This is a genomic window from [Clostridium] saccharolyticum WM1, assembly GCF_000144625.1.
In the GTDB taxonomy this organism is placed as follows: Bacteria; Bacillota; Clostridia; order Lachnospirales; family Lachnospiraceae; genus Lacrimispora; species Lacrimispora saccharolytica.
Genome location: NC_014376.1, coordinates 1,412,007 through 1,431,100 on the forward strand (window position 1 = coordinate 1,412,007; position 19,094 = coordinate 1,431,100).

The 19,094-nt window shown below is 47.1% G+C and carries 19 protein-coding genes; 16 read left to right on the top strand and 3 right to left on the bottom strand.

Going from position 1 to position 19,094, the window contains the following annotated elements:
• Positions 1-47: 47 nt before the first annotated feature.
• From CLOSA_RS06685 to yedF, 5 genes are all read left to right on the top strand, one after another.
• Positions 48-1,892 carry an ATP-dependent helicase gene (locus CLOSA_RS06685; protein ID WP_013272008.1) on the top strand — a complete coding sequence of 615 codons (1,845 nt, stop codon included), beginning with the start codon at positions 48-50 and terminating at the stop codon, positions 1,890-1,892.
• A gap of 88 nt (positions 1,893-1,980) precedes the next feature.
• Positions 1,981-2,505, top strand: a complete 525-nt coding sequence (locus CLOSA_RS06690) for a cob(I)yrinic acid a,c-diamide adenosyltransferase (RefSeq protein WP_013272009.1) — start codon at positions 1,981-1,983, stop codon at positions 2,503-2,505.
• Between the two features lie 101 nt (positions 2,506-2,606).
• Positions 2,607-2,951: a DUF1292 domain-containing protein gene (locus tag CLOSA_RS06695; RefSeq protein ID WP_013272010.1), complete on the top strand. Its 345-nt coding sequence runs from the start codon at positions 2,607-2,609 to the stop codon at positions 2,949-2,951.
• Positions 2,952-3,236: 285 nt separating this feature from the next.
• A complete protein-coding gene (locus tag CLOSA_RS21685; RefSeq protein WP_013272011.1) occupies positions 3,237-3,623 on the top strand; it encodes a helix-turn-helix domain-containing protein in 387 nt (128 codons plus the stop codon).
• Complete coding sequence (yedF, locus tag CLOSA_RS06705) at positions 3,607-4,221, top strand: sulfurtransferase-like selenium metabolism protein YedF (RefSeq protein WP_013272012.1); 615 nt, start codon at positions 3,607-3,609, stop codon at positions 4,219-4,221. Before CLOSA_RS21685 ends, yedF begins: the two co-directional genes overlap by 17 nt.
• Positions 4,222-4,438: 217 nt before the next feature.
• Here yedF and CLOSA_RS06710 read toward each other — a convergent pair whose 3' ends face one another.
• The gene (locus tag CLOSA_RS06710) at positions 4,439-5,002 is read right to left on the bottom strand and encodes a hypothetical protein (protein WP_013272013.1); all 564 of its coding nucleotides are present in this window, start codon (positions 5,000-5,002) and stop codon (positions 4,439-4,441) included.
• 106 nt (positions 5,003-5,108) lie between these two features.
• Between CLOSA_RS06710 and CLOSA_RS06715 the strand changes: the two genes are divergently transcribed.
• Positions 5,109-6,509 carry an RsmB/NOP family class I SAM-dependent RNA methyltransferase gene (locus tag CLOSA_RS06715; protein ID WP_013272014.1) on the top strand — a complete coding sequence of 467 codons (1,401 nt, stop codon included), beginning with the start codon at positions 5,109-5,111 and terminating at the stop codon, positions 6,507-6,509.
• Here CLOSA_RS06715 and CLOSA_RS06720 read toward each other — a convergent pair.
• A complete protein-coding gene (locus CLOSA_RS06720; RefSeq protein WP_013272015.1) occupies positions 6,472-7,395 on the bottom strand; it encodes an RluA family pseudouridine synthase in 924 nt (307 codons plus the stop codon). The genes CLOSA_RS06715 and CLOSA_RS06720 overlap by 38 nt on opposite strands.
• A gap of 88 nt (positions 7,396-7,483) precedes the next feature.
• Here CLOSA_RS06720 and CLOSA_RS06725 point away from each other — a divergent pair, with 88 nt between their 5' ends.
• Positions 7,484-7,753 carry a hypothetical protein gene (locus CLOSA_RS06725; protein WP_013272016.1) on the top strand — a complete coding sequence of 90 codons (270 nt, stop codon included), beginning with the start codon at positions 7,484-7,486 and terminating at the stop codon, positions 7,751-7,753.
• A gap of 38 nt (positions 7,754-7,791) precedes the next feature.
• Entirely contained in the window at positions 7,792-8,670 is an 879-nt protein-coding gene (locus CLOSA_RS06730; protein ID WP_013272017.1) for a YitT family protein, read from the top strand.
• 45 nt (positions 8,671-8,715) lie between these two features.
• Here CLOSA_RS06730 and CLOSA_RS06735 read toward each other — a convergent pair whose 3' ends face one another.
• Positions 8,716-9,960, bottom strand: coding sequence for a DNA polymerase Y family protein (locus tag CLOSA_RS06735; RefSeq protein ID WP_013272018.1), 1,245 nt, complete (start codon positions 9,958-9,960; stop codon positions 8,716-8,718).
• Positions 9,961-10,087: 127 nt separating this feature from the next.
• Here CLOSA_RS06735 and CLOSA_RS06740 point away from each other — a divergent pair, with 127 nt between their 5' ends.
• The 8 genes from CLOSA_RS06740 to CLOSA_RS06775 all read left to right on the top strand — a co-directional run bounded on the left by CLOSA_RS06740 (position 10,088) and on the right by CLOSA_RS06775 (position 18,875).
• Entirely contained in the window at positions 10,088-11,407 is a 1,320-nt protein-coding gene (locus CLOSA_RS06740) for a D-alanyl-D-alanine carboxypeptidase family protein (RefSeq protein ID WP_013272019.1), read from the top strand.
• 223 nt (positions 11,408-11,630) lie between these two features.
• Complete coding sequence (locus tag CLOSA_RS06745; protein ID WP_013272020.1) at positions 11,631-12,476, top strand: YitT family protein; 846 nt, start codon at positions 11,631-11,633, stop codon at positions 12,474-12,476.
• Between the two features lie 135 nt (positions 12,477-12,611).
• A complete protein-coding gene (locus tag CLOSA_RS06750) occupies positions 12,612-13,190 on the top strand; it encodes a hypothetical protein (RefSeq protein WP_013272021.1) in 579 nt (192 codons plus the stop codon).
• 266 nt (positions 13,191-13,456) lie between these two features.
• A complete protein-coding gene (locus tag CLOSA_RS06755; RefSeq protein ID WP_013272022.1) occupies positions 13,457-14,911 on the top strand; it encodes an acyl-CoA carboxylase subunit beta in 1,455 nt (484 codons plus the stop codon).
• A gap of 17 nt (positions 14,912-14,928) precedes the next feature.
• The gene (locus CLOSA_RS06760) at positions 14,929-15,699 is read left to right on the top strand and encodes an OadG family transporter subunit (RefSeq protein ID WP_013272023.1); all 771 of its coding nucleotides are present in this window, start codon (positions 14,929-14,931) and stop codon (positions 15,697-15,699) included.
• Between the two features lie 21 nt (positions 15,700-15,720).
• Positions 15,721-16,116 (top strand): biotin/lipoyl-containing protein, encoded by a 396-nt coding sequence (locus CLOSA_RS06765; protein ID WP_013272024.1) that lies wholly within the window; start codon positions 15,721-15,723, stop codon positions 16,114-16,116.
• Positions 16,117-16,171: 55 nt separating this feature from the next.
• Entirely contained in the window at positions 16,172-17,320 is a 1,149-nt protein-coding gene (locus tag CLOSA_RS06770; RefSeq protein ID WP_013272025.1) for a sodium ion-translocating decarboxylase subunit beta, read from the top strand.
• Between the two features lie 142 nt (positions 17,321-17,462).
• The gene (locus CLOSA_RS06775; protein WP_013272026.1) at positions 17,463-18,875 is read left to right on the top strand and encodes an oxaloacetate decarboxylase subunit alpha; all 1,413 of its coding nucleotides are present in this window, start codon (positions 17,463-17,465) and stop codon (positions 18,873-18,875) included.
• Positions 18,876-19,094 lie beyond the last annotated feature (219 nt).

Here is a 19,094-nt window from a genome sequence, read left to right on the forward strand (position 1 = left end):
CAACTGGATATGCAGGCATATCCGCTTGATTCTTTGGGAGACAAATTATGAAAGAACGGGTTATATATGAGGGGGCGCAGAAGGAAGCGATCCTTCATCATCAGGGTCCCATGCTGGTCCTTGCCGGGCCGGGTTCAGGAAAGACCTTTACCATCACTCACCGGATATGCCACTTGATTAAAGAATACGGCGTGGACCCATCAAATATTTTGGTTATTACATTTACCAAGGCGGCTGCCAGGGAGATGAAGGAGCGCTTTGAGAGCCTTGTGGACGGCAGGCCGTCCGGGGTCAGCTTTGGAACCTTTCATGCCATATTTTTCCGTATCCTTAAATTTGCTTACCGGTATGATGCCGGCAGCATTGTGAGAGACGAGCAGAAGATCCGATACATAAAAGAGGCCATGGATAAGTTCCAGGTGGAGGTGGAGGATGAGGCGGAATTCGTAACCTCCATCCTGTCGGAAATCAGCTCTGTAAAGGGGGATATGATCGACTTAAGCCATTATTATTCAAAAAACTGCTCGGAAGAAATATTTAAGCAGCTTTATCTGGAGTATGAAAACCGGCTTCGGAAGGCCAATCTCATTGACTTTGACGATATGATGGTGATGTGCTATGAATTATTTGTCCAGAGAAAAGACATTCTGGAAGCGTGGCAGAAAAAGTACCGGTACATCCTGGTGGATGAATTTCAGGATATCAACCGGGTGCAGTACGAAATCGTCCGGATGCTGGCAGCTCCGGAAAATAATCTGTTCATCGTAGGGGATGACGACCAGTCCATCTACCGTTTCCGGGGGGCAAAGCCGGAAATCATGCTGGGCTTTGAAAAGGATTATCCGGGGGCCAAAAAGGTTCTTTTAAATATAAATTTCAGGAGTACAAAAGAAATTGTGGAGGCGGCGGGAAAGCTGATTGCCCATAATGAAATGCGCTTTCCCAAAAGGATCATTACGAAAAAAGGGACTGGAAAACCGGTGATCACAAGAGTATGGCAGGATCCACAGGAGGAGACACTGGAAATTGTCCGGGAAATCATGGCTTATGCCAAGGCGGGATTTGACTGGCCGGATATGGCAGTCCTGTTCAGGACAAATTTAGGCCCCAGACTGCTGATTGAAAAGCTTATGGAATTTAACATCCCTTTCTCCATGAAGGATTCTGTGCCCAATCTATACGATCATTGGATCGCAAAAAATATAATTTCTTATATCCATGTGGCCTCCGGGGATCTGACCAGAGCCAATGTGCTCCAGATCCTCAACCGGCCCAACCGTTACGTCAGCCGGGATGCCGTCGAAACCAGTCCTGTGAGCTGGGAGGGGATAAAATCCTTTTACCAGGATAAGGGCTGGATGGTAGAAAGAATCGAGCAGCTGGAGTATGATTTGAAAATGATCAGGAATATGGCTCCGGTAGCCGCTGTAAACTATATCAGAAAGGCGGTGGGGTATGACGACTACATCAGGGAGTACGCCCAATACCGGAGGATGAAGCCGGAGGAGCTATTGGAGGTATTAGACCAGCTTCAGGAAAGTGCAGCCGGTTATCTCACTTCGGAGGAATGGTTCCGCCATATGAAGGACTATGGGGAGGAGTTAAAAGCTCAGGCCCAGTCAGGAGAAGGAAGAGCCAGGGGGGTGGCCCTTATGACCATGCACAGTGCCAAAGGCCTGGAATACCGGATCGTCTATATTTTAGATGCCAATGAAGGCGTAACTCCTCACCATAAGGCAGTGCTTCCGGCAGATATGGAGGAGGAGAGGCGCATGTTTTATGTGGCAATGACAAGGCCGAAGGAAAGGCTTCATGTGAATTATGTACGGGAGAGGTACAGCAAAAAACAGGAGGTCTCCCGTTTTGTCCGGGAATATCTGGGACGGGAATAAGCAATAACCTGGGATAGCTCATTACACCCCATAGAATGGGGGGGTCTGCCTGGAGTGATTGACAGGAATTAAAGAAAGGAGAAGAAGAATGAAGTCATGTATCCACATATACTGCGGGGATGGAAAGGGAAAGACAACGGCTGCCCTGGGACTGGCCGTGCGTGCCTGCGGATGCGGGAAAAAGGTGCTTGTCACCCGTTTTTTAAAGAATGATCATTCCGGAGAGGTAAATGCATTCACCCGGCTTTCGGGCATCACGGTCACGCCCTGCGGGCAAAGCTTTGGCTTTTTCTCCAGAATGTCCCCTGATCAGAAAAAAGAAGCCGCAATCTATTACTCCCAGATGTTGGAATCAACCATAAACAAAGCGGTAACTGAAAATTTTGACCTGCTTGTACTAGATGAGATCATGGCCGTGTGCAATTTCGGACTTGCAGAGGAACGCAGGGTTCTGGAGTTTCTTTCTTCACGGCCGGAAGGGCTTGAGGTTGTTCTTACAGGGAGAGATCCATCGGAAAAGCTTGTAGAAATGGCAGATTACGTATCCGAAATCAGAAAGGTAAAGCATCCCTACGACAGAGGAATTCCGGCAAGGCAGGGAATTGAATATTAAAGACAAAATCCCTTGATTTTTGCCGTATAGTTTGATAGAGTGGAAACAGGTGCAATAAGAAAGCAACCTACAACTAGATTAAGAAAAAGAGAGGTATCAGGATGGCACAGGATCCTAATTTAGAACGGGATGAGATGGAACCCCAGGAGGAAATGACAGTTACGCTGACCCTTGATGACGGATCAGAGCTGGAGTGCGTAGTACTTACCATTTTCACAGCAGGCGAAAGAGATTATATTGCACTGCTTCCTACGGATGGCCCTGAGGCGGAAGAGGGAGAAGTTTATCTGTATCGTTATTCTGAGAAGGAAGACGGACAGCCGAATCTTGAGAATATTGAAGATGACGAAGAATATGAAATCGTAGCAGATGCTTTTGATGAATTACTGGACGAAGCAGAATACGATGAGTTAGTAGGCGAAGACGAGGAACCAGATACCCCGTAGCAAGACAGGGGCTATGACCCTTGGGGCATTGGCCTGATGCAGGTATGCTACCAACCCTGCGCATGGTTCTTTGCTGGCAGAAATAAACCGAGAAAAAGCCGGGGCAGGTCCTTTTTAAGGGACTGGTCCCGGTTTTAAAATTTATTCGGAACTCATGATTGAAGATCCTTACAGATCATAGAATAGTACGTAAAATAGAAGCATGTACAACAAGTATTACAATCTATTAAAGCTGCGTTCTGTATACTACTATAATCGTATCTATGGGAAGTGAGGAATATCTGTATGGACAACGAGGCGGTACTAAAGAAAATCGAGGAAATCAACAAAAGCAAAGAGTGGTCTATGTACAGGTTATCAAAAGAAAGCGGGATCGCTCAGTCTACTTTGTCCAGTTTGTTTGGCAGAAGGGCCAATATCAGCCTTCCGAAACTTGGCAGGATTTGTCAGGCTTTTGGCCTGAAAATGTCAGATTTCTTTTCCTTATTGGAGGAAGAGCCCGGTGACAGGGAAGTTTGCCAAAATAATTACGAAATCATTGAGATGGTCCAAATGGCGGCAACGCTGTCCAAGAATAACCGGCGTCTGCTGCGGTCCATGATTCTTGTGATGGAAGAACTGGAAAGAGAAAATAGAAGAAAAGGAGAATGTAATAATGGAAAAGATTGTTGACGCCAGAGGTCTTGCATGTCCTCAGCCGGTGATTAAGGCAAAAGAGGCATTAAAAGGCATGGGAGAGGGGACATTAAAGGTTCTTGTGGATAATGAAATCGCAGTTCAGAACGTAATGAAACTTGGAAATTTTGAAGGACTTGCCCCTGTTTCTGAGAAAAAGGGTGAAAAGGAATTTGAGATCCTGTTCCACGTAAGCGGAACATCCGGTCAGGTGAAAGAAACGGTGCTGGAGGAAGAATGCATTCCCGACACCAGAAAGAAAGGTCTTGTGGCCGTACTATCCTCAGATCAGATGGGGGGAGGCAATGAAGAACTTGGCCGCATTCTCATGAAGGGCTTTGTGTATGCGCTGACCCAGTTAGAGGAGCTTCCCGAAACGGTTCTTCTTTATAACGGGGGAGCCAGATTGTCTGTGGAAGGCTCCCAGTCCCTGGAGGATTTAAAGAGTCTGGAAGCCCAGGGTGTGGAGATCCTTACCTGCGGCACCTGTCTGAATTACTATGGAATGTCCGATCAGTTAAGAGTAGGTGCTGTCACAAATATGTATGAAATTGCAGAAAAAATGGCAGGTGCCCGTCTGGTCATGAGGCCTTAAAAACGTCCGGTTTCCCAGACAGGGGTAGTTTTTATTGACAAACCAGGGGATTTCGTTCTATAATTCACTCAGCTATTTTTAACATCAAAGCAGGAAGATTCTGCAGTAAAAACCATGCCCCCTGCATGCTCTCTTTCTGGGGGCCGGCCCGGAACAATGGAAGTGCCCGTAAGAAATCTTCTTTCTTCCGGGTACTTTCCTTTTGACCACGGGCTTTTTATCTCCAAAGGATTTTTGGAACACGGTTCCGGCGGTAAAGCTTTTGAAGCATGATGGTACAGGAGAGGGTGAAGAATATTTCCAGTACCGTGCTCACGATTCCGGTCAGGAAAAAGAGAAAGGCGGATACGGCTGTTATCATCAGCAGGCAATGCAGGTAAGGCCGGTAAACCTCCTGGTTCATGCAGTAAAGCTTCCAGATGATCATATACAGGCAGACCAGAAGAGAAATGGATGCCAAAAAGGATAATACCACATGAAGGACCGCATGAATCGGCTGGGAATCCGGCAGATAAGGCGTGACGACAGCCAGAGCCAGAAGCAATAGGGCAGAGGTGCTGACCAGGGTTTCCTTTTTATTTCTGGGCAGGCCGCCTATGATCTGTTTTAGAACGTAATAAAAATACGTTCCCACAATGACGCCCCATAGGAGGAATAAATTTTTCCTGTCAGCCAGATTCCCTAAAACGGAAAAATTCACATTGAACCAGTCAGTTCCCCAGGCAAACAAAATGGTATATATGGGAATAATGAAATAAGCGGTTATGGTTAATAAGGACATAAAGCACCTCCGGAGATTTGTCTCTTCCTATTTTGGCATTTAATTCGGAAATTAATAAGGAAACTGCGTTATTTTTATATAAAATTTAAAATTCAGAGGAAAAATAATGATTCAATTACCGGATGGGTTCAGGGAAAAAATGAAAGGGCTTTTAGAGGAGGAATATGATTCCTTTATGGAAAGCTATCATAAGGAGCGGGTTCAGGGGCTGAGGATAAATCCTTTAAAGATTTCCCGGGAAAATTTTATGGAGATATGTCCCTTTCAGCTTAAGAAGATCCCATGGGCAGAAGAAGGGTATTATTATCCGGCTGATGAAAGGCCGGGAAAGCATCCATACCATGAAGCAGGACTTTATTATATCCAGGAGCCGAGCGCCATGGCTGTTGTGGAGCTCCTCGATCCCAGGCCCGGAGAGCGGATCCTTGATTTATGTGCTGCGCCGGGAGGGAAAACCACCCATATTGCAGGTCGGCTTAAGGGAAACGGATTTCTTTTAAGCAATGAGATCCATCCCGCCAGAGCCAGGATCCTTTCCCAGAACGTAGAACGTCTGGGGATCGGAAATTGTGTGGTGTCTAATGAGGATTCCCAAAGCCTGTCCCGGCGCTTCCCTAGTTTTTTTGACCGTATTGTGGTGGATGCGCCCTGCTCCGGGGAGGGCATGTTCCGAAAGGATGAGACGGCCAGGCAGGAATGGACGCCAGGTCACGTTACGGTTTGTGCCGCCCGTCAGGAGGAGATTCTTTCCAATGCTGCTGTAATGTTAAAGCCTGGAGGAACCATGGTTTATTCCACCTGCACCTTTTCCCCTGAAGAAAATGAACAGGTCATAGAAGCCTTTCTATTTTCTCATCCTGATTTTTCCATTAAGGACGAAGGAAAACGGCCCGGGCTGTCCCCCGGACGGCCGGAATGGAGCAGAACCGGTCTGGGAGACTTAAAAAAGACCTTCCGCATCTGGCCTGACCGGTCAGAAGGAGAAGGACATTTTCTTGCTGTATTAAAAAAATCTGGGGAGCACATGTCTGAAAAAAAGAAAACGATGCCGGAGTATACCAGGGACAAGACTGTGTTAACGGAATTGGCTGGGTTTCTGAAGGATTTTCTGGTAGACCCTGCTCCCCTGATGTCACGGAAGGAATTTATTCTTTTTGGGGATCAGCTTTATCTGCTCCCCCCGGAAATGATTGATTTTAAGGGCATGAAAATCATCCGTCCGGGACTGCACATTGGAACCGTGAAAAAGAACCGGTTTGAGCCTTCCCATGGGTTTGCCCTTTCCCTTAAAAAAGAAGAGGTAAAATGCTGGATCGACCTGCCGCCGGACGGAGAGGAGATTGTCAGATATTTAAAGGGAGAGACCCTGCCCCAGGATGCTGCTTTTTCCCGGGACAATAAGAAAGGCTGGATACTGGTAAACACCGGAGGATACTCTATCGGGTTTTCCAAGCTGGCCGGGGGAATCCTTAAAAATCATTATCCCAAAGGCCTTCGGTGGATGTGACTCCAATGTACTGCATGTCCTTCGGCAGAGGCGCCTCAAAGGACAGAGGCTCCTTTTTGATTGGGTGAAGGAAATCCAGCCGGAAGGAGTGGAGTGCCTGACGACTGATGTAACGGTAATCCGGATGATAAAGAAAATCTCCCGGCAAGGGGTACCCAATGGATTTTAAATGGACCCGGATCTGATGTGTCCGGCCGGTTTCCAGGCAAAGACCAACAAGGGATTGTCCGGTTACAGGATCATAATAAAGCCGTTTATAATGGGTACGGGCCTTTTCTCCCCGGATGAAGTCCACACACCGTTCAATGGTGGAACCATCCACCCGGGCAATGGGAGCGTCAATGGTTCCTTCCAGGGGAGGCTTTCCGCAGGTAATAGCAAGATATCGGCGGCGGATCTCTCTTTTTTGCACCATATCCGATAGGATGCAGGCGCTTAGAGGATTTTTTGCCAGCACCAGAAGTCCGGTGGTGTCCCGGTCCAGACGGTTGATGGCCCGGTAGACAAAGGACTCCCCCCTCTTCATAAAATAATATGCCATGCCGTTGGCCAGGGTATGGTCAAAATTGCCCTGAGACGGATGGATGGGAACGCCTGCCTCCTTATTGACTACCAGGATATGCTCATCCTCGTACTCAATTTGAAGGGGCATTGGAGTTGGGACGATGTTTTCAGAGCTTTCATCTTCACAAATAAAGACGGATAAATGGTCCCCCGGTTTCAGAATCCGGGTGGAGGATACAGGTTCTCCTCCCACCACAATTCCGTTGGATCTGCTGCGCAGCTGCCGGATAAGGCTCTGGGAGTATCCTAGGTCTAAGAGATACTGTTTTACGGTCATTGCTTCATGGGTTTGGGTTATGGTATAATTCATAGTCAGTTTCATAAACCGATTCTACCATGGAGGGGAGTGATTGACAAGGAGAATCTATGGGTTATAATTAGCTGGTAGAAAATAAAAGAGGGAGTTAATCATGTTTGATCAGGATACTTATGAAGCGCTGGAAATGGAATTTGAGAAAAACCATATCTTGGAGGATGTGGAGGAGGTTCTGCTGGATTTTGCGGAAGCCCTTGCAGATAAGGGTTTGATGGATAAAGAACTGGTTTTAACGGAATCCTATGGAAAGATACCAATTCAGGTGTCAGGGATCTGCTCCGAAGAAGAGGGAGATGTAAATGTCCTCATCAAACGTCTGCGGATCGGTAAAAGGGAATTTGAAATTGACGATTATTTTCTTTAAGAGGAAAGCAGGGCGGAAGAAATGGAGGCAGCACACTTATGATGACAATCAGACAGGAATATTCGCCGAAGGAGCTGGGGGTGGATCTCCTGTGCGATCTGGCGGGAGCATTTTTATTTAATATTGGAATCTATAATTTTGCAGTAAACGCAGAGTTTGCACCAGTGGGAGTCTCCGGCATTGCACTGATTCTGCGATATCTGTTCGGCTTACCCATGGGAATCACCAGCATGGTCTTAAACATTCCTATCGTACTGGTGAGCTACAGGCTTTTGGGCAGGCGTTTTTTACTCCGTTCCATGAAAAGTATGATCATCTTTGCTCTTGTGCTGGATTATGTGGTGCCTTATCTGCCGGTTTACCAGGGAAATCCACTGTATGCTTCCGCCTGCACCGGGATTTTCTCCGGTCTGGGACTGACCATCGTATATTTAAGAAACTGCTCCACAGGAGGAACCGACTTCCTGGTCATGGCTATCCGTAAGCTGCTTCCTCACCGGACCATCGGTCAAATATCACTTGTGGTAGATGCCATTGTAATCATTGCCGGTGGATTTGTATTCCGCAACCTGGATGCAGTTATTCTGGGTTTAGTCTCCTCCATAGTGACCACCATGGTAATTGATAAGATTATGTATGGACTGGGAGCCGGAAAGCTGGTCTTTGTTGTTACTTCCCGCGAGTCAGAGGTGGCTCAGAGGATTGAAGAAAATACCGGGAGAGGCTGTACCTTCCTTAAGGGCCAGGGCTCTTATTCCTTAGATGAGAAGAAGGTGGTCATGTGTGCCTGCAACAACAGCCAGGTGGTGCCCATCCGGCGTGCCATCCATGAGATTGACAAAGAGGCTTTTATTATTATCACGGATTCCAACGAAGTTTATGGCGAGGGGTTTAAAGCCATCGGAGGACAGCTTTAGCAGAAGGGGGGTGCCGGAAAACTCATAGAGTTTTCCGGTGCCCCCTTATTTTATGCCTGATTTTCCTCTCCCCGCCGTATGATCCACAATGGCATCCTTTTTTAAAAAGCTGGCTCTTTTCACGCTGTCGGTCCCGAATTTGCTGCGGATGCGATCCACAGCCTTTTCCATTTCCTTCATCTTTCGGGTATGCTCTGATTCAAAAAGATTAAGCTGGAAATAGCCTTCTTCAGAAATCTTGGTGGTCCGTACACCGATTAAGCGCAGGGGAGTACGGTCCCAAAGCTCCTTAAGCAATTTGCAGGCATTCTCATAAATGACTGCGGTGGAGTCTGTCGGATTGTTTAAAGTTATCTGATGAGACCTGGTCTGAAAATTCCAGTCCTTGATCTCCACACAGATGCAGTCGGACATGACATGGTCCGTCCGGAGACGGGCACCTACGGTCTCACTTAAGGATAACAGGACCTGGCAGGCCACATCAAAATCGTCGATATCATGGGAAAGGGTGGTGCTGTTTCCGTAACCCTTATTGAAAGACTCCCGCTCTGCCACCGGGGAGGAATCAATGCCCCAGGCATAATCATGGATTAAAAGCGCGTATTTTTCTCCCAAAAGAGGTTTTAAATGGCTTATACTGCAGGAGGCCAGCTCTCCGATGGTGTGTATGCCGATGCCTTCCAGCTTTTTCCGGGCAGAATGGCCCACAAAAAACAGATCCCCTATGGGCAGGGGCCACATTTTAGAGGAAATTTCATGGGTAAATAAGGTATGGCAGAGATTGGGTTTTTTAAAGTCCGATGCCATCTTTGCCAGGAGTTTATTTGGAGCCACGCCGATATTCACTGTAAAGCCAAGTTCCCGCCATATTCTTTCCCGTATCCGGTTTGCCGCCACTAAAGGGGGGCCGAAGAGGTGGATGGTGGAGGACATGTCCAGAAAGGCTTCGTCAATACTGAATTTTTCCATGTCAGGCGTGTAATCGGACAAAATTTCCATAAGCTGTTCGGATTTCTTAAGATACACATCAAACCGGGCAGGAACAACAGTCAGTGACGGGCATTTTCTCAGGGCCTGGCTGATGGATTCCCCGGTGGAGATACCAAATGCTTTGGCAGGGGTAGATTTTGCCAATACGATCCCATGCCTGAGAGAGGCGTCGCCGCCCACTGCCGACGGAATGGTGCGCAGATCCAGGGCACTTGAATCTTCCTCCAGACGTCGGACGGATTCCCAGCTTAAATATGCGGAATTAACGTCTATATGAAAAATTAAGGGTTCCGTTGCCATAGTTCCTCCTCCTTTGATGTAAAATCTCCTTTTCATTTATTATACCGAAAATACGTTCGGAAAGTAAAGGGAATAATTAAAAAAAATGCGGAATAGGATAAAATAAATTCATGGGGGAGGCTCTTTCATGAGGCATGCCATAGGAATGTTACTGACAGCGGTATTTGTCCTTCTTTTAGTGACAGGAACTGCTGGGATCAGGCTGGCAGGAAAAGAGGCCGTCAATGAGAAGACAACAGTGACAGAGGAGAAAGGAGAAAAGAGTGGGTCGGTTCAGACAAAGGATGAATTAAATCTTTATGCCCAGTCAGCAGTTTTGATGGATGCCTCTACCGGCCGCATCTTATATGGGAAGAACGAGGATATCGCCCGTCCCATGGCCAGTACCACGAAGATCATGACTTGCATCCTTGCCCTGGAGTATGGGAATCTTTCTGACACAGTGACTGCCAGCCAGAATGCATCTTCCCAGCCCAAGGTACATTTAGGGGTTTATAAGGGAGAGACGTTTCTGCTGAAGGACCTTCTTTACAGCCTGATGCTGGAATCCCACAATGATGCTGCAATGATGATCGCGGAGCACATAGGTGGGAGTCAGGAGGGGTTTGCCGGACTGATGAACCAGAAAGCAAGGGATTTAGGCTGCACGGATACATACTTTATTACACCCAATGGCCTTGATGCCAGGGAAGAAAAAGATGGACAGGTGAAGGAGCACTCCACTACGGCAGCTGACCTGGCCAGGATTATGAATTACTGCATCGGACAGTCTCCGAAAAAAAAGGAATTCCTTGAGATTACGGGAACGAAAAGCTATTCTTTTACCGATCTGGAAGGAAAGCGTTCCTATTCCTGCAACAATCACAATACCCTTCTTGCCATGATGAACGGAGCCTTTTCAGGAAAAACAGGATTTACGGGAGGAGCCGGATATTCCTATGTTGGAGCTGCCCAGGATAATGGTAGAATCTATACCATTGCGCTTTTAGGATGCGGCTGGCCGCCTCATAAAGCCTATAAATGGTCAGATGCAAGAAAGCTGTTTCAATACGGAATGGAGCGTTTTCATTACAGGAACGTATACAAAGACTTAAGCCTTCCGGATATACCGGTAAAGGAGGGAATCCCGGCTTCCGGCCGTTTGGATGAACCGGTCACCGTATCCTGCATCATAGGAGGAGAGGAAGAGAAAGACTTAACCCTTCTTCTGGCAGATGAGGAGGAGGTCACAGTACAGACAGAAATCCCAAAGGAATTAATTGCTCCGGTGCGTAAGGGTCAGGCAGTGGGAAATGTCATTTACCGTTTAAACGGAGAGGTCATAAAAAGCTATACGGTATGTTTAAACCAGGGGGCGGACCGTCTGACAAGGGCCTGGTGTATAAAAAACATTGTTTCTAAATACATTTCCATGCCCGGAGTTAAGGGAATTCTCTCCGGTTTTTAAGAAAAACAGGCAGGAATTATAGGAAAGGGTGGGAAATCCTTGTCTTTCCGTGATTCCTGTTTTTCATTGTCAGGAAATCCGGGCATGAACGGTTTCAATGAGATGGGGGATTGCGTTCCGTGGAAAACATCTTTTCAAATTGATGTTTCATGCACTGGTTTTGGATTCCTTCTTGTGATATAGTAAAGGTGTTTGTTATCCAAGGAAAGGAAGTCACAAAAGTATGAATATGAGAAAAATTGCCACAGTTCTTGCAGGCAATACCATTTATGCCCTTGCCGTATCCCTGTTCATTCTGCCGGGGGGGCTGATTACAGGCGGAACCACCGGACTTGCCCTGGTGGCCTATCACCAGCTCGGCATCCCTGTATCCGTCTTTGTTGGGGGCTTTAATCTTTTAATGTTTGCGGCAGGAGCCATGGTTTTGGGAAAGCAGTTTGCTTTTACCACCATGATAAGTACCTTTTACTATCCGTTTATACTGGGAGTATTTGAAAATCTCTTCGGCCAGGCGGCTATGACCGGGGATCGTATGCTTGCCACCGTTTTTTCCGGGCTTTTCATCGGCGTGGGAATCGGCATGGTGATAAGGGCCGGCGCTTCCACCGGAGGAATGGATATTCCCCCTCTGATCCTGAACAAAAAATGGAATCTTTCCGTATCCATGACCATGTCGGTCTTTGACTGCCTGATCCTGCTGTCACAGATGATATTTTCCAATAAAGAGCAGATCCTTTACGGCATCCTGCTGGTGCTTACCTATTCCATGGTTCTTGATAAGGTGCTTTTGATCGGACGTAACCAGATGCAGGTGAAAATCATAAGCGAAAAATATGAGGAGATCAACCAGGCCATCCAGACCAGAATGGACAGGGGAACCACGCTGCTTGCCAGCGAGGGGGGATATTTAAGAACGGCTTCCTTTACCGTCCTTACGGTAATATCAGGGAGACAGGTTTCCAGGCTCAATGAGCTGGTTATGGGAATAGATCCGAATGCATTCATGATCATTAACCAGGTCAATGAGGTGCGGGGGAGAGGATTTACCCTTCATAAAGAATACAAATAGTATACAAAGGACCGGCGAGAATCTTACAGAAAAATGACTAAGGTTTACGGTTTTTGAAACTCTATTGACTTATATTCCTGACTGGTGCTATACTGTGGCCGAACTAGAAAATGGACGCAGGGAGGAACCAGGAAAATGCTGAGAAAGAAAATCGGTTTGTTTTGTTTTGCTGCTGTATTTGTTGTAGCACTGGCAGCCGGATGCGCCAGGAAGGAAGCCGGAGATTTGGGCGGCTCACTTCCGGAAGCGGCACAATCAGAGACTGCGGCCGTCAGGATGGAGAAAGCCAGGATAGAAGAAGAGGCTGATGATGAGGCTGCAGTAAAAGAGGATATGGACCAGTCAGGGCCGGGAACAGAGGCCACGGAGGAAGTGGAAAGTACCGGGCCTGGAAAAAAGGTGGAAGCCTTTGCTGAAAAGATCCAGGAAGCGGTTGGAGACCGGGATCTGCAGGCATTTGGCGATCTGCTGTTTTATCCCTGTGTTCTTCTAACAGGGGATGAGGAAACCATCACTCTAAAAAGCCGGGAGGACTTACTGAAGCAGAACCCGGATATGGTATTTGGAGATGATTTGATGATCGCAGTGGCCAATGTGGATACTGTTTCATTGAAAAAGACAGACCAAGGCGTGGTCATGGGAGAAGGAGATTCCAGGATCACCTTTCAGGAACGATCAGACGGCAGCTATGGGATAACAGAAATCAGGGAATAGGCAGAAAAAAGCCTGTTGATAAAAAAAAACCAAGGCGAACCACCCAGAAACAATGATTGTGATAAAATGCTAACATAAAAAAAGGGCAGGAAATGATGGATTGTAAGAAATTCATAATTTCCTGCCCTTTTTTATGTGGAAAGTACTTGAAATTTGCCTAAATTAGTTATACAATTATAATTGGCATAAATTGGTGTTATTCTATATTTCTTTGTTAATAACTTAACAAAGAAATATAAAAAAATTACAAAATGGAGGATTGCAAAATGAGTAATTCAACAGAAACATCGGCAAGTGATCGGATTCATGCTTTGCTTGATGAGAACAGTTTTGTTGAAGTTGGCGGCTATGTTACCGCAAGGAGCACAGACTTCAACATGACGGCAAAGGAAACTCCTGCTGACGGCGTTGTTACAGGCTATGGTACCGTTGAAGGATGCCTTGTTTATGTGTATAGCCAGGATGCATCAGTTCTTGGCGGCTCTGTAGGAGAAATGCATGCAAGGAAGATCACGAAACTCTATGCCATGGCGATGAAGACTGGTGCACCAGTCATCGGCCTGGTTGATTGTGCAGGTCTGAGGCTTCAGGAAGCAACCGACTCTCTTAACGGATTTGGTGAAATCTATATGAGCCAGACCCTGGCATCCGGAGTAATTCCTCAGATAACAGCAATATTTGGAACCTGTGGCGGCGGCATGGCTGTTTCCGCAGCAATGGCAGACTTCACCTTAATGGAAACCAGGGGCGGCAAACTATTTGTGAATTCCCCCAATGCCATTGAGGGAAATTATACAGGAAAATGCAATACTGCTTCCGCGGACTATCAAAGCAGGGAAACCGGCCTGGTGGATTTCACGGGAGATGAGGATGACATTTTAAATAAAATCAGGACTCTTATTTCCATACTTCCTTCCAATAGTGAGGATGACATGTCTTATGATGAGTGCAGTGATGATTTAAACCGTGTTTGCTCCGATCTGGAAAATTATGTGGGAGATACGGCGGTCGCATTGGCACAGATTTCCGATAATCAGTTCTTTATGGAGACCAGGAAGGAATATGCGGCTTCCATGGTAACCGGCTTTATCCGTTTAAACGGCATGACAGTGGGCTGTGTTGCAAACAGAACGGAGTCTTATAATGAAAGCGGCCTTAAAACAGCAGAATACGATGCCTTATTAAGCGGGCAGGGCTGTGAAAAAGCTGCAAGATTCATTAATTTCTGTGATGCGTTCAGCATTCCTGTACTTACCTTAGTAAATGTAAAAGGATATGAGGCGACTCCATGTTCCGAGAAAAGGATTGCAAGGGCTGCCGCAGGGCTTACCTATGCCTTTGCCAACGCCACTGTGCCCAAAGTAACGGTTATTCTCGGTCAGGCCCTTGGAACGGCATATCTGACTATGAACAGCAAGTCCATTGGAGCCGATGTGGTTTATGCCTGGCCGTCTGCGACCATTGGCATGATGGAACCGTCCGAAGCGGTCAAGATCATGTATGCCGATGAGATATCGAAAGCAGAGGATGGAAAGGCCCTTATTAACGATAAGGCAGAAAGCTACCGAAGCCTTCAGTCCAGTGCCCTTTCTGCGGCAAAGAGAGGATATGTTGACGATATCATTGATGCCGGTGAAACAAGAGCCCGTGTCATTGCGGCATTTGAGATGCTGTTCACAAAGAGAGAGGATCGTCCCGCGAAAAAACATGGCACGATATAGAATGAGGTGACAGGTATATGAAACTGAATATGAAACGAGTAGCATTGGGACTAATTATGGCAGTCTGCCTCTTTTCATTATCTGCATGCAGCAAAGCCGATACCGGATCACAGGAAATCGATGCCGGTGTCCAGACGCAGATGGAGAAGCTTCCCGGTTCTTTCCTGGAACTGTATGCCGGTCTTGAAGACAGCCAGGTGGCTGAATTTAAGAAGAACATGCTATCCCAGGATCAGTATGCTGCTTTGGCAGAGGGAGTGGATTCCTGGGAAAATGTAAAAGATGATCTTGGGGCTTTGGTATCCATTGGCGATACAGTAAAGGTAGAGGCCATTGATCATGGATACAGCGCCACGGTTGATGCGGCATTTGAAAAGAGAAATCTGGAGTTTTCTATTACAACGGATTTAAAGCTTACAAAGATCACCGGTGTGGCGTTTGTACCGGAATATACGTTGGGCGAACGGATGGAAAAGGCTGTGTTCAATACCCTGATGGGCATGGGTACCGTATTCCTTGTACTGATTTTTATCAGCCTGCTGATCGGGGGCTTTCAGTATATCGGTAAATTTGAATCGAAGATGAAGGGCAAGGCGCAGGAGCCTGCTTTACAGCCAATTCCTGCAGCTCCTGTCCCTGTTGCAGAAGAGGCAGAAGAACTTGTGGATGACTTAGAGCTGGTGGCAGTGATCACCGCAGCAATCGCAGCATCTACAGGAGGTTCTCCCCAGGGTCTGGTGGTCCGTTCCATCAAACGAGCACCGGTCAGTAAATGGAAAAAAGCTTAATCAATCAGGAGGATGATCATCATGAAGAATTATACAATTACAGTAAACGGAAATGTATATGAAGTAACCGTGGAAGAAGGCTCATCATTAAGTGCACCCGCAGCGGGTAAGAAACCATCGGCTCCTGTACCAGCGGCAGCTCCGGCCCCGGCGGCAGCTCCGGCAGCGGCTCCCATGAAAGCAGCCAGTGCAGGTACGGAAGGCTCTGTCAAGGTGGCAGCTCCCATGCCGGGCAAGATCCTTGGCGTAAAGACCAGCGCAGGCCAGGCCGTAAAGAAAGGCGATGTGCTTGTTGTGCTTGAGGCTATGAAAATGGAAAATGAAATCGTGGCACCTTCCGATGGAACAGTTGCCGGCGTTAATGTAGCGGTGGGCGATTCAGTAGAAGCAGGAGCAACCTTGGCTACATTAAACTAGTACGGAAGGATCCGCTGAACACTCAATAGAGCGGATTCCATATGGAGGGATTAACATGGATTATATTGGTAATACATTTAACAATCTTCTTCAGCAGACCGCGTTCTTTAACCTGACCGCAGGAAATATGATCATGATCCTGGTAGCCTTTGTGTTTTTATACCTGGCTATCAGGAAAGGGTTTGAGCCACTGCTTCTGGTGCCGATTTCCTTTGGTATGCTGTTAGTCAATATCTATCCGGATATTATGAAGGAGACTGGAGCAGATGGTTCCGGAGGCGGACTGCTGCAGTATTTCTTTAAACTGGATGAATGGGGCATCCTGCCTCCCCTGATTTTCATGGGCGTGGGAGCCATGACGGATTTCGGCCCTCTGATCGCCAACCCAAAGAGCTTTCTTCTGGGTGCTGCTGCCCAGTTCGGAATTTATTCCGCTTATTTTCTAGCGATATTTATGGGCTTTAACGATAAGGCTGCTGCGGCCATCTCCATCATCGGAGGAGCTGACGGGCCGACTTCCATATTCCTTGCAGGGAAGCTGGGAATGACTGCTCTCATGGGACCCATTGCGGTTGCGGCTTATTCTTATATGGCGCTGGTGCCAATTATCCAGCCGCCGATCATGAAGCTTCTGACAACGGAGAAAGAAAGAAAGATCAAGATGGAACAGCTTCGTCCCGTATCAAGGCTTGAGAGAATTTTATTCCCTATTATTGTAACAACGGTAGTATGTATGATTCTTCCTACAACGGCCCCCCTGGTGGGCATGCTGATGTTGGGCAACTTATTTAAGGAGTCCGGTGTAGTGAAGCAGTTAACGGAGACTGCAGGCAATGCCATGATGTATATCGTAGTAATCCTGCTGGGAACTTCCGTAGGTGCCACCACAAGCGCGGAAGCATTCCTGAATTTAAACACCATTAAGATCGTGGTTCTTGGACTGGTGGCATTTTCCATAGGAACGGCAGCCGGCGTTCTTTTTGGCAAACTGATGTGCAAGGTAACCGGTGGCAAGGTGAATCCTCTCATTGGTTCCGCAGGAGTATCTGCTGTCCCTATGTCTGCCCGTGTATCCCAGAAAGTGGGCGCTGAGGCAGACCCCAGCAATTTCCTGCTGATGCATGCCATGGGACCAAATGTGGCAGGCGTTATCGGTACGGCGGTAGCTGCCGGTACGTTTATGGCAATATTTGGAGTAAGATGATTTGGCGTCATACCCACAGGTCTTTCGGGAATATGTTCTATGGCCAAATGATCAATGGCATGGCTGAACTATAGCGGCACTTGGAAGGGCTTTATGCCTTTCTGTCAATCAGATAAATGAACAATAACCAGGAGGTAAGACAATGGCAGAAATAGAAAAAAAGCCGGTTAAGATTGTGGAGACAGTCCTTCGTGACGCTCACCAGTCTTTGCTTGCTACAAGAATGACTACCGAACAGATGCTTCCCGTTGTGGAGAAGATGGATCGGGTTGGTTATCATGCGGTGGAATGCTGGGGCGGTGCAACTTTTGACGCATGCCTTCGCTTTCTGAAGGAAGATCCTTGGATAAGGCTTAGAAAGCTGAGAGATGGCTTTAAAAATACAAAGCTGCAGATGCTGTTCAGAGGACAGAATATTCTGGGCTATAACCATTATGCAGATGATGTGGTAGAGTATTTTGTGCAGAAATCCCTGGCTAACGGCGTTGATATTATCCGCATCTTTGACTGCTTTAACGATCTCCGCAACTTACAGACCGCAGTGACTGCCTGCAACAGGGAAAAGGGCCATGCACAGGTGGCTTTGTGCTACACTCTGGGAGAGGCCTATACCCTGGACTACTGGAAGGACATTGCCAAAAGGATCGAGGATATGGGAGCGGATTCTATCGGAATCAAGGACATGGCAGGGCTTTTAACGCCTTATAAGGCTGACGAGCTGGTGCGCGCTTTAAAAGAGTCTACAACCCTTCCTATTGACATGCACACTCATTACACCTCCGGTGTTGCATCCATGACCTATTTAAAGGGAGTGGAAGCAGGCTGTGATATTATTGATACTGCAATGTCACCCCTTGCTCTGGGAACCAGCCAGCCGGCAACGGAGGTCATGGTGGAGACCTTCCGGGGAACCCCATATGATACAGGCTTTGACCAGAATCTTCTGGCAGAAATCTGCGCATATTTCCAGCCGATCCGGGAGGAAGCTTTAAAGAGCGGACGCTTAAATCCCAAGGTATTAGGCGTGGATATCAAGACCCTTCAGTATCAGGTACCCGGGGGCATGCTGTCCAACCTAGTCAGCCAGCTTAAGGAAGCAGGTCAGGAAGACCGTTACATGGATGTTCTTCAGGAGATTCCAAGAGTAAGAAAAGAATTCGGAGAGCCGCCTCTTGTTACTCCGTCTTCCCAGATCGTTGGCACTCAGGCGGTATTGAATGTCATAAGCGGGGAACGATATAAGATTGTAACAAAAGAGACTAAGAAGATATTTTTAGGTGAGTTTGGACAGACGGTTAAGCCCTTTGATGCAGAGGTACAGAAAAAGATCATCGGTGATGAGACGCCTATTACCTGCCGTCCGGCAGATTTAATCGCTCCCCAGCTCCCTCAGTTTGAGAAGGAATGTGCCCAGTGGAAGCAGCAGGATGAGGATGTTTTATCCTATGCCCTGTTCCCAGGCGTTGCAAAAGAGTTCTTTGAGTATCGGGCCGCCCAGCAGACCGGCGTGGATTCTTCTATGGCTGATAAGGAAAATAAGGTTTATCCGGTATAATTATATAATATGTTTGATTTTATTAAGCTTATTCAGGTGTCCGTTATGGATGCCTGAATAAGCTTTTTTCTATGGAAGCTTTTATGAAACCTTCTGACGTTTGAGGTGTTCCTTTGCAACTACTGCAAAAATGCTCCTTTTCCATGGTTGATTTGTTTGCTGGGTTTTTATTCTCTTATGATGCCGGTTTATGATCTGCCTTGTTCCAACTTTAAAGAT

Coding starts and splice junctions, on each gene's coding strand:
- CLOSA_RS06715 (WP_013272014.1), top strand. CDS start 5,109: ATGATTCAATTACCGGATGGGTTCAGGGAAAAAATGAAAGGGCTTTTA.
- CLOSA_RS06760 (WP_013272023.1), top strand. CDS start 14,929: ATGAAACTGAATATGAAACGAGTAGCATTGGGACTAATTATGGCAGTC.
- CLOSA_RS06710 (WP_013272013.1), bottom strand. CDS start 5,002: ATGTCCTTATTAACCATAACCGCTTATTTCATTATTCCCATATATACC.
- CLOSA_RS06690 (WP_013272009.1), top strand. CDS start 1,981: ATGAAGTCATGTATCCACATATACTGCGGGGATGGAAAGGGAAAGACA.
- CLOSA_RS06770 (WP_013272025.1), top strand. CDS start 16,172: ATGGATTATATTGGTAATACATTTAACAATCTTCTTCAGCAGACCGCG.
- CLOSA_RS06765 (WP_013272024.1), top strand. CDS start 15,721: ATGAAGAATTATACAATTACAGTAAACGGAAATGTATATGAAGTAACC.
- CLOSA_RS06750 (WP_013272021.1), top strand. CDS start 12,612: ATGCTGAGAAAGAAAATCGGTTTGTTTTGTTTTGCTGCTGTATTTGTT.
- CLOSA_RS06695 (WP_013272010.1), top strand. CDS start 2,607: ATGGCACAGGATCCTAATTTAGAACGGGATGAGATGGAACCCCAGGAG.
- yedF (WP_013272012.1), top strand. CDS start 3,607: ATGGAAAAGATTGTTGACGCCAGAGGTCTTGCATGTCCTCAGCCGGTG.
- CLOSA_RS06745 (WP_013272020.1), top strand. CDS start 11,631: ATGAATATGAGAAAAATTGCCACAGTTCTTGCAGGCAATACCATTTAT.
- CLOSA_RS06775 (WP_013272026.1), top strand. CDS start 17,463: ATGGCAGAAATAGAAAAAAAGCCGGTTAAGATTGTGGAGACAGTCCTT.
- CLOSA_RS06725 (WP_013272016.1), top strand. CDS start 7,484: ATGTTTGATCAGGATACTTATGAAGCGCTGGAAATGGAATTTGAGAAA.
- CLOSA_RS06685 (WP_013272008.1), top strand. CDS start 48: ATGAAAGAACGGGTTATATATGAGGGGGCGCAGAAGGAAGCGATCCTT.
- CLOSA_RS06755 (WP_013272022.1), top strand. CDS start 13,457: ATGAGTAATTCAACAGAAACATCGGCAAGTGATCGGATTCATGCTTTG.
- CLOSA_RS06740 (WP_013272019.1), top strand. CDS start 10,088: ATGAGGCATGCCATAGGAATGTTACTGACAGCGGTATTTGTCCTTCTT.
- CLOSA_RS21685 (WP_013272011.1), top strand. CDS start 3,237: ATGGACAACGAGGCGGTACTAAAGAAAATCGAGGAAATCAACAAAAGC.
- CLOSA_RS06720 (WP_013272015.1), bottom strand. CDS start 7,395: ATGAAACTGACTATGAATTATACCATAACCCAAACCCATGAAGCAATG.
- CLOSA_RS06735 (WP_013272018.1), bottom strand. CDS start 9,960: ATGGCAACGGAACCCTTAATTTTTCATATAGACGTTAATTCCGCATAT.
- CLOSA_RS06730 (WP_013272017.1), top strand. CDS start 7,792: ATGATGACAATCAGACAGGAATATTCGCCGAAGGAGCTGGGGGTGGAT.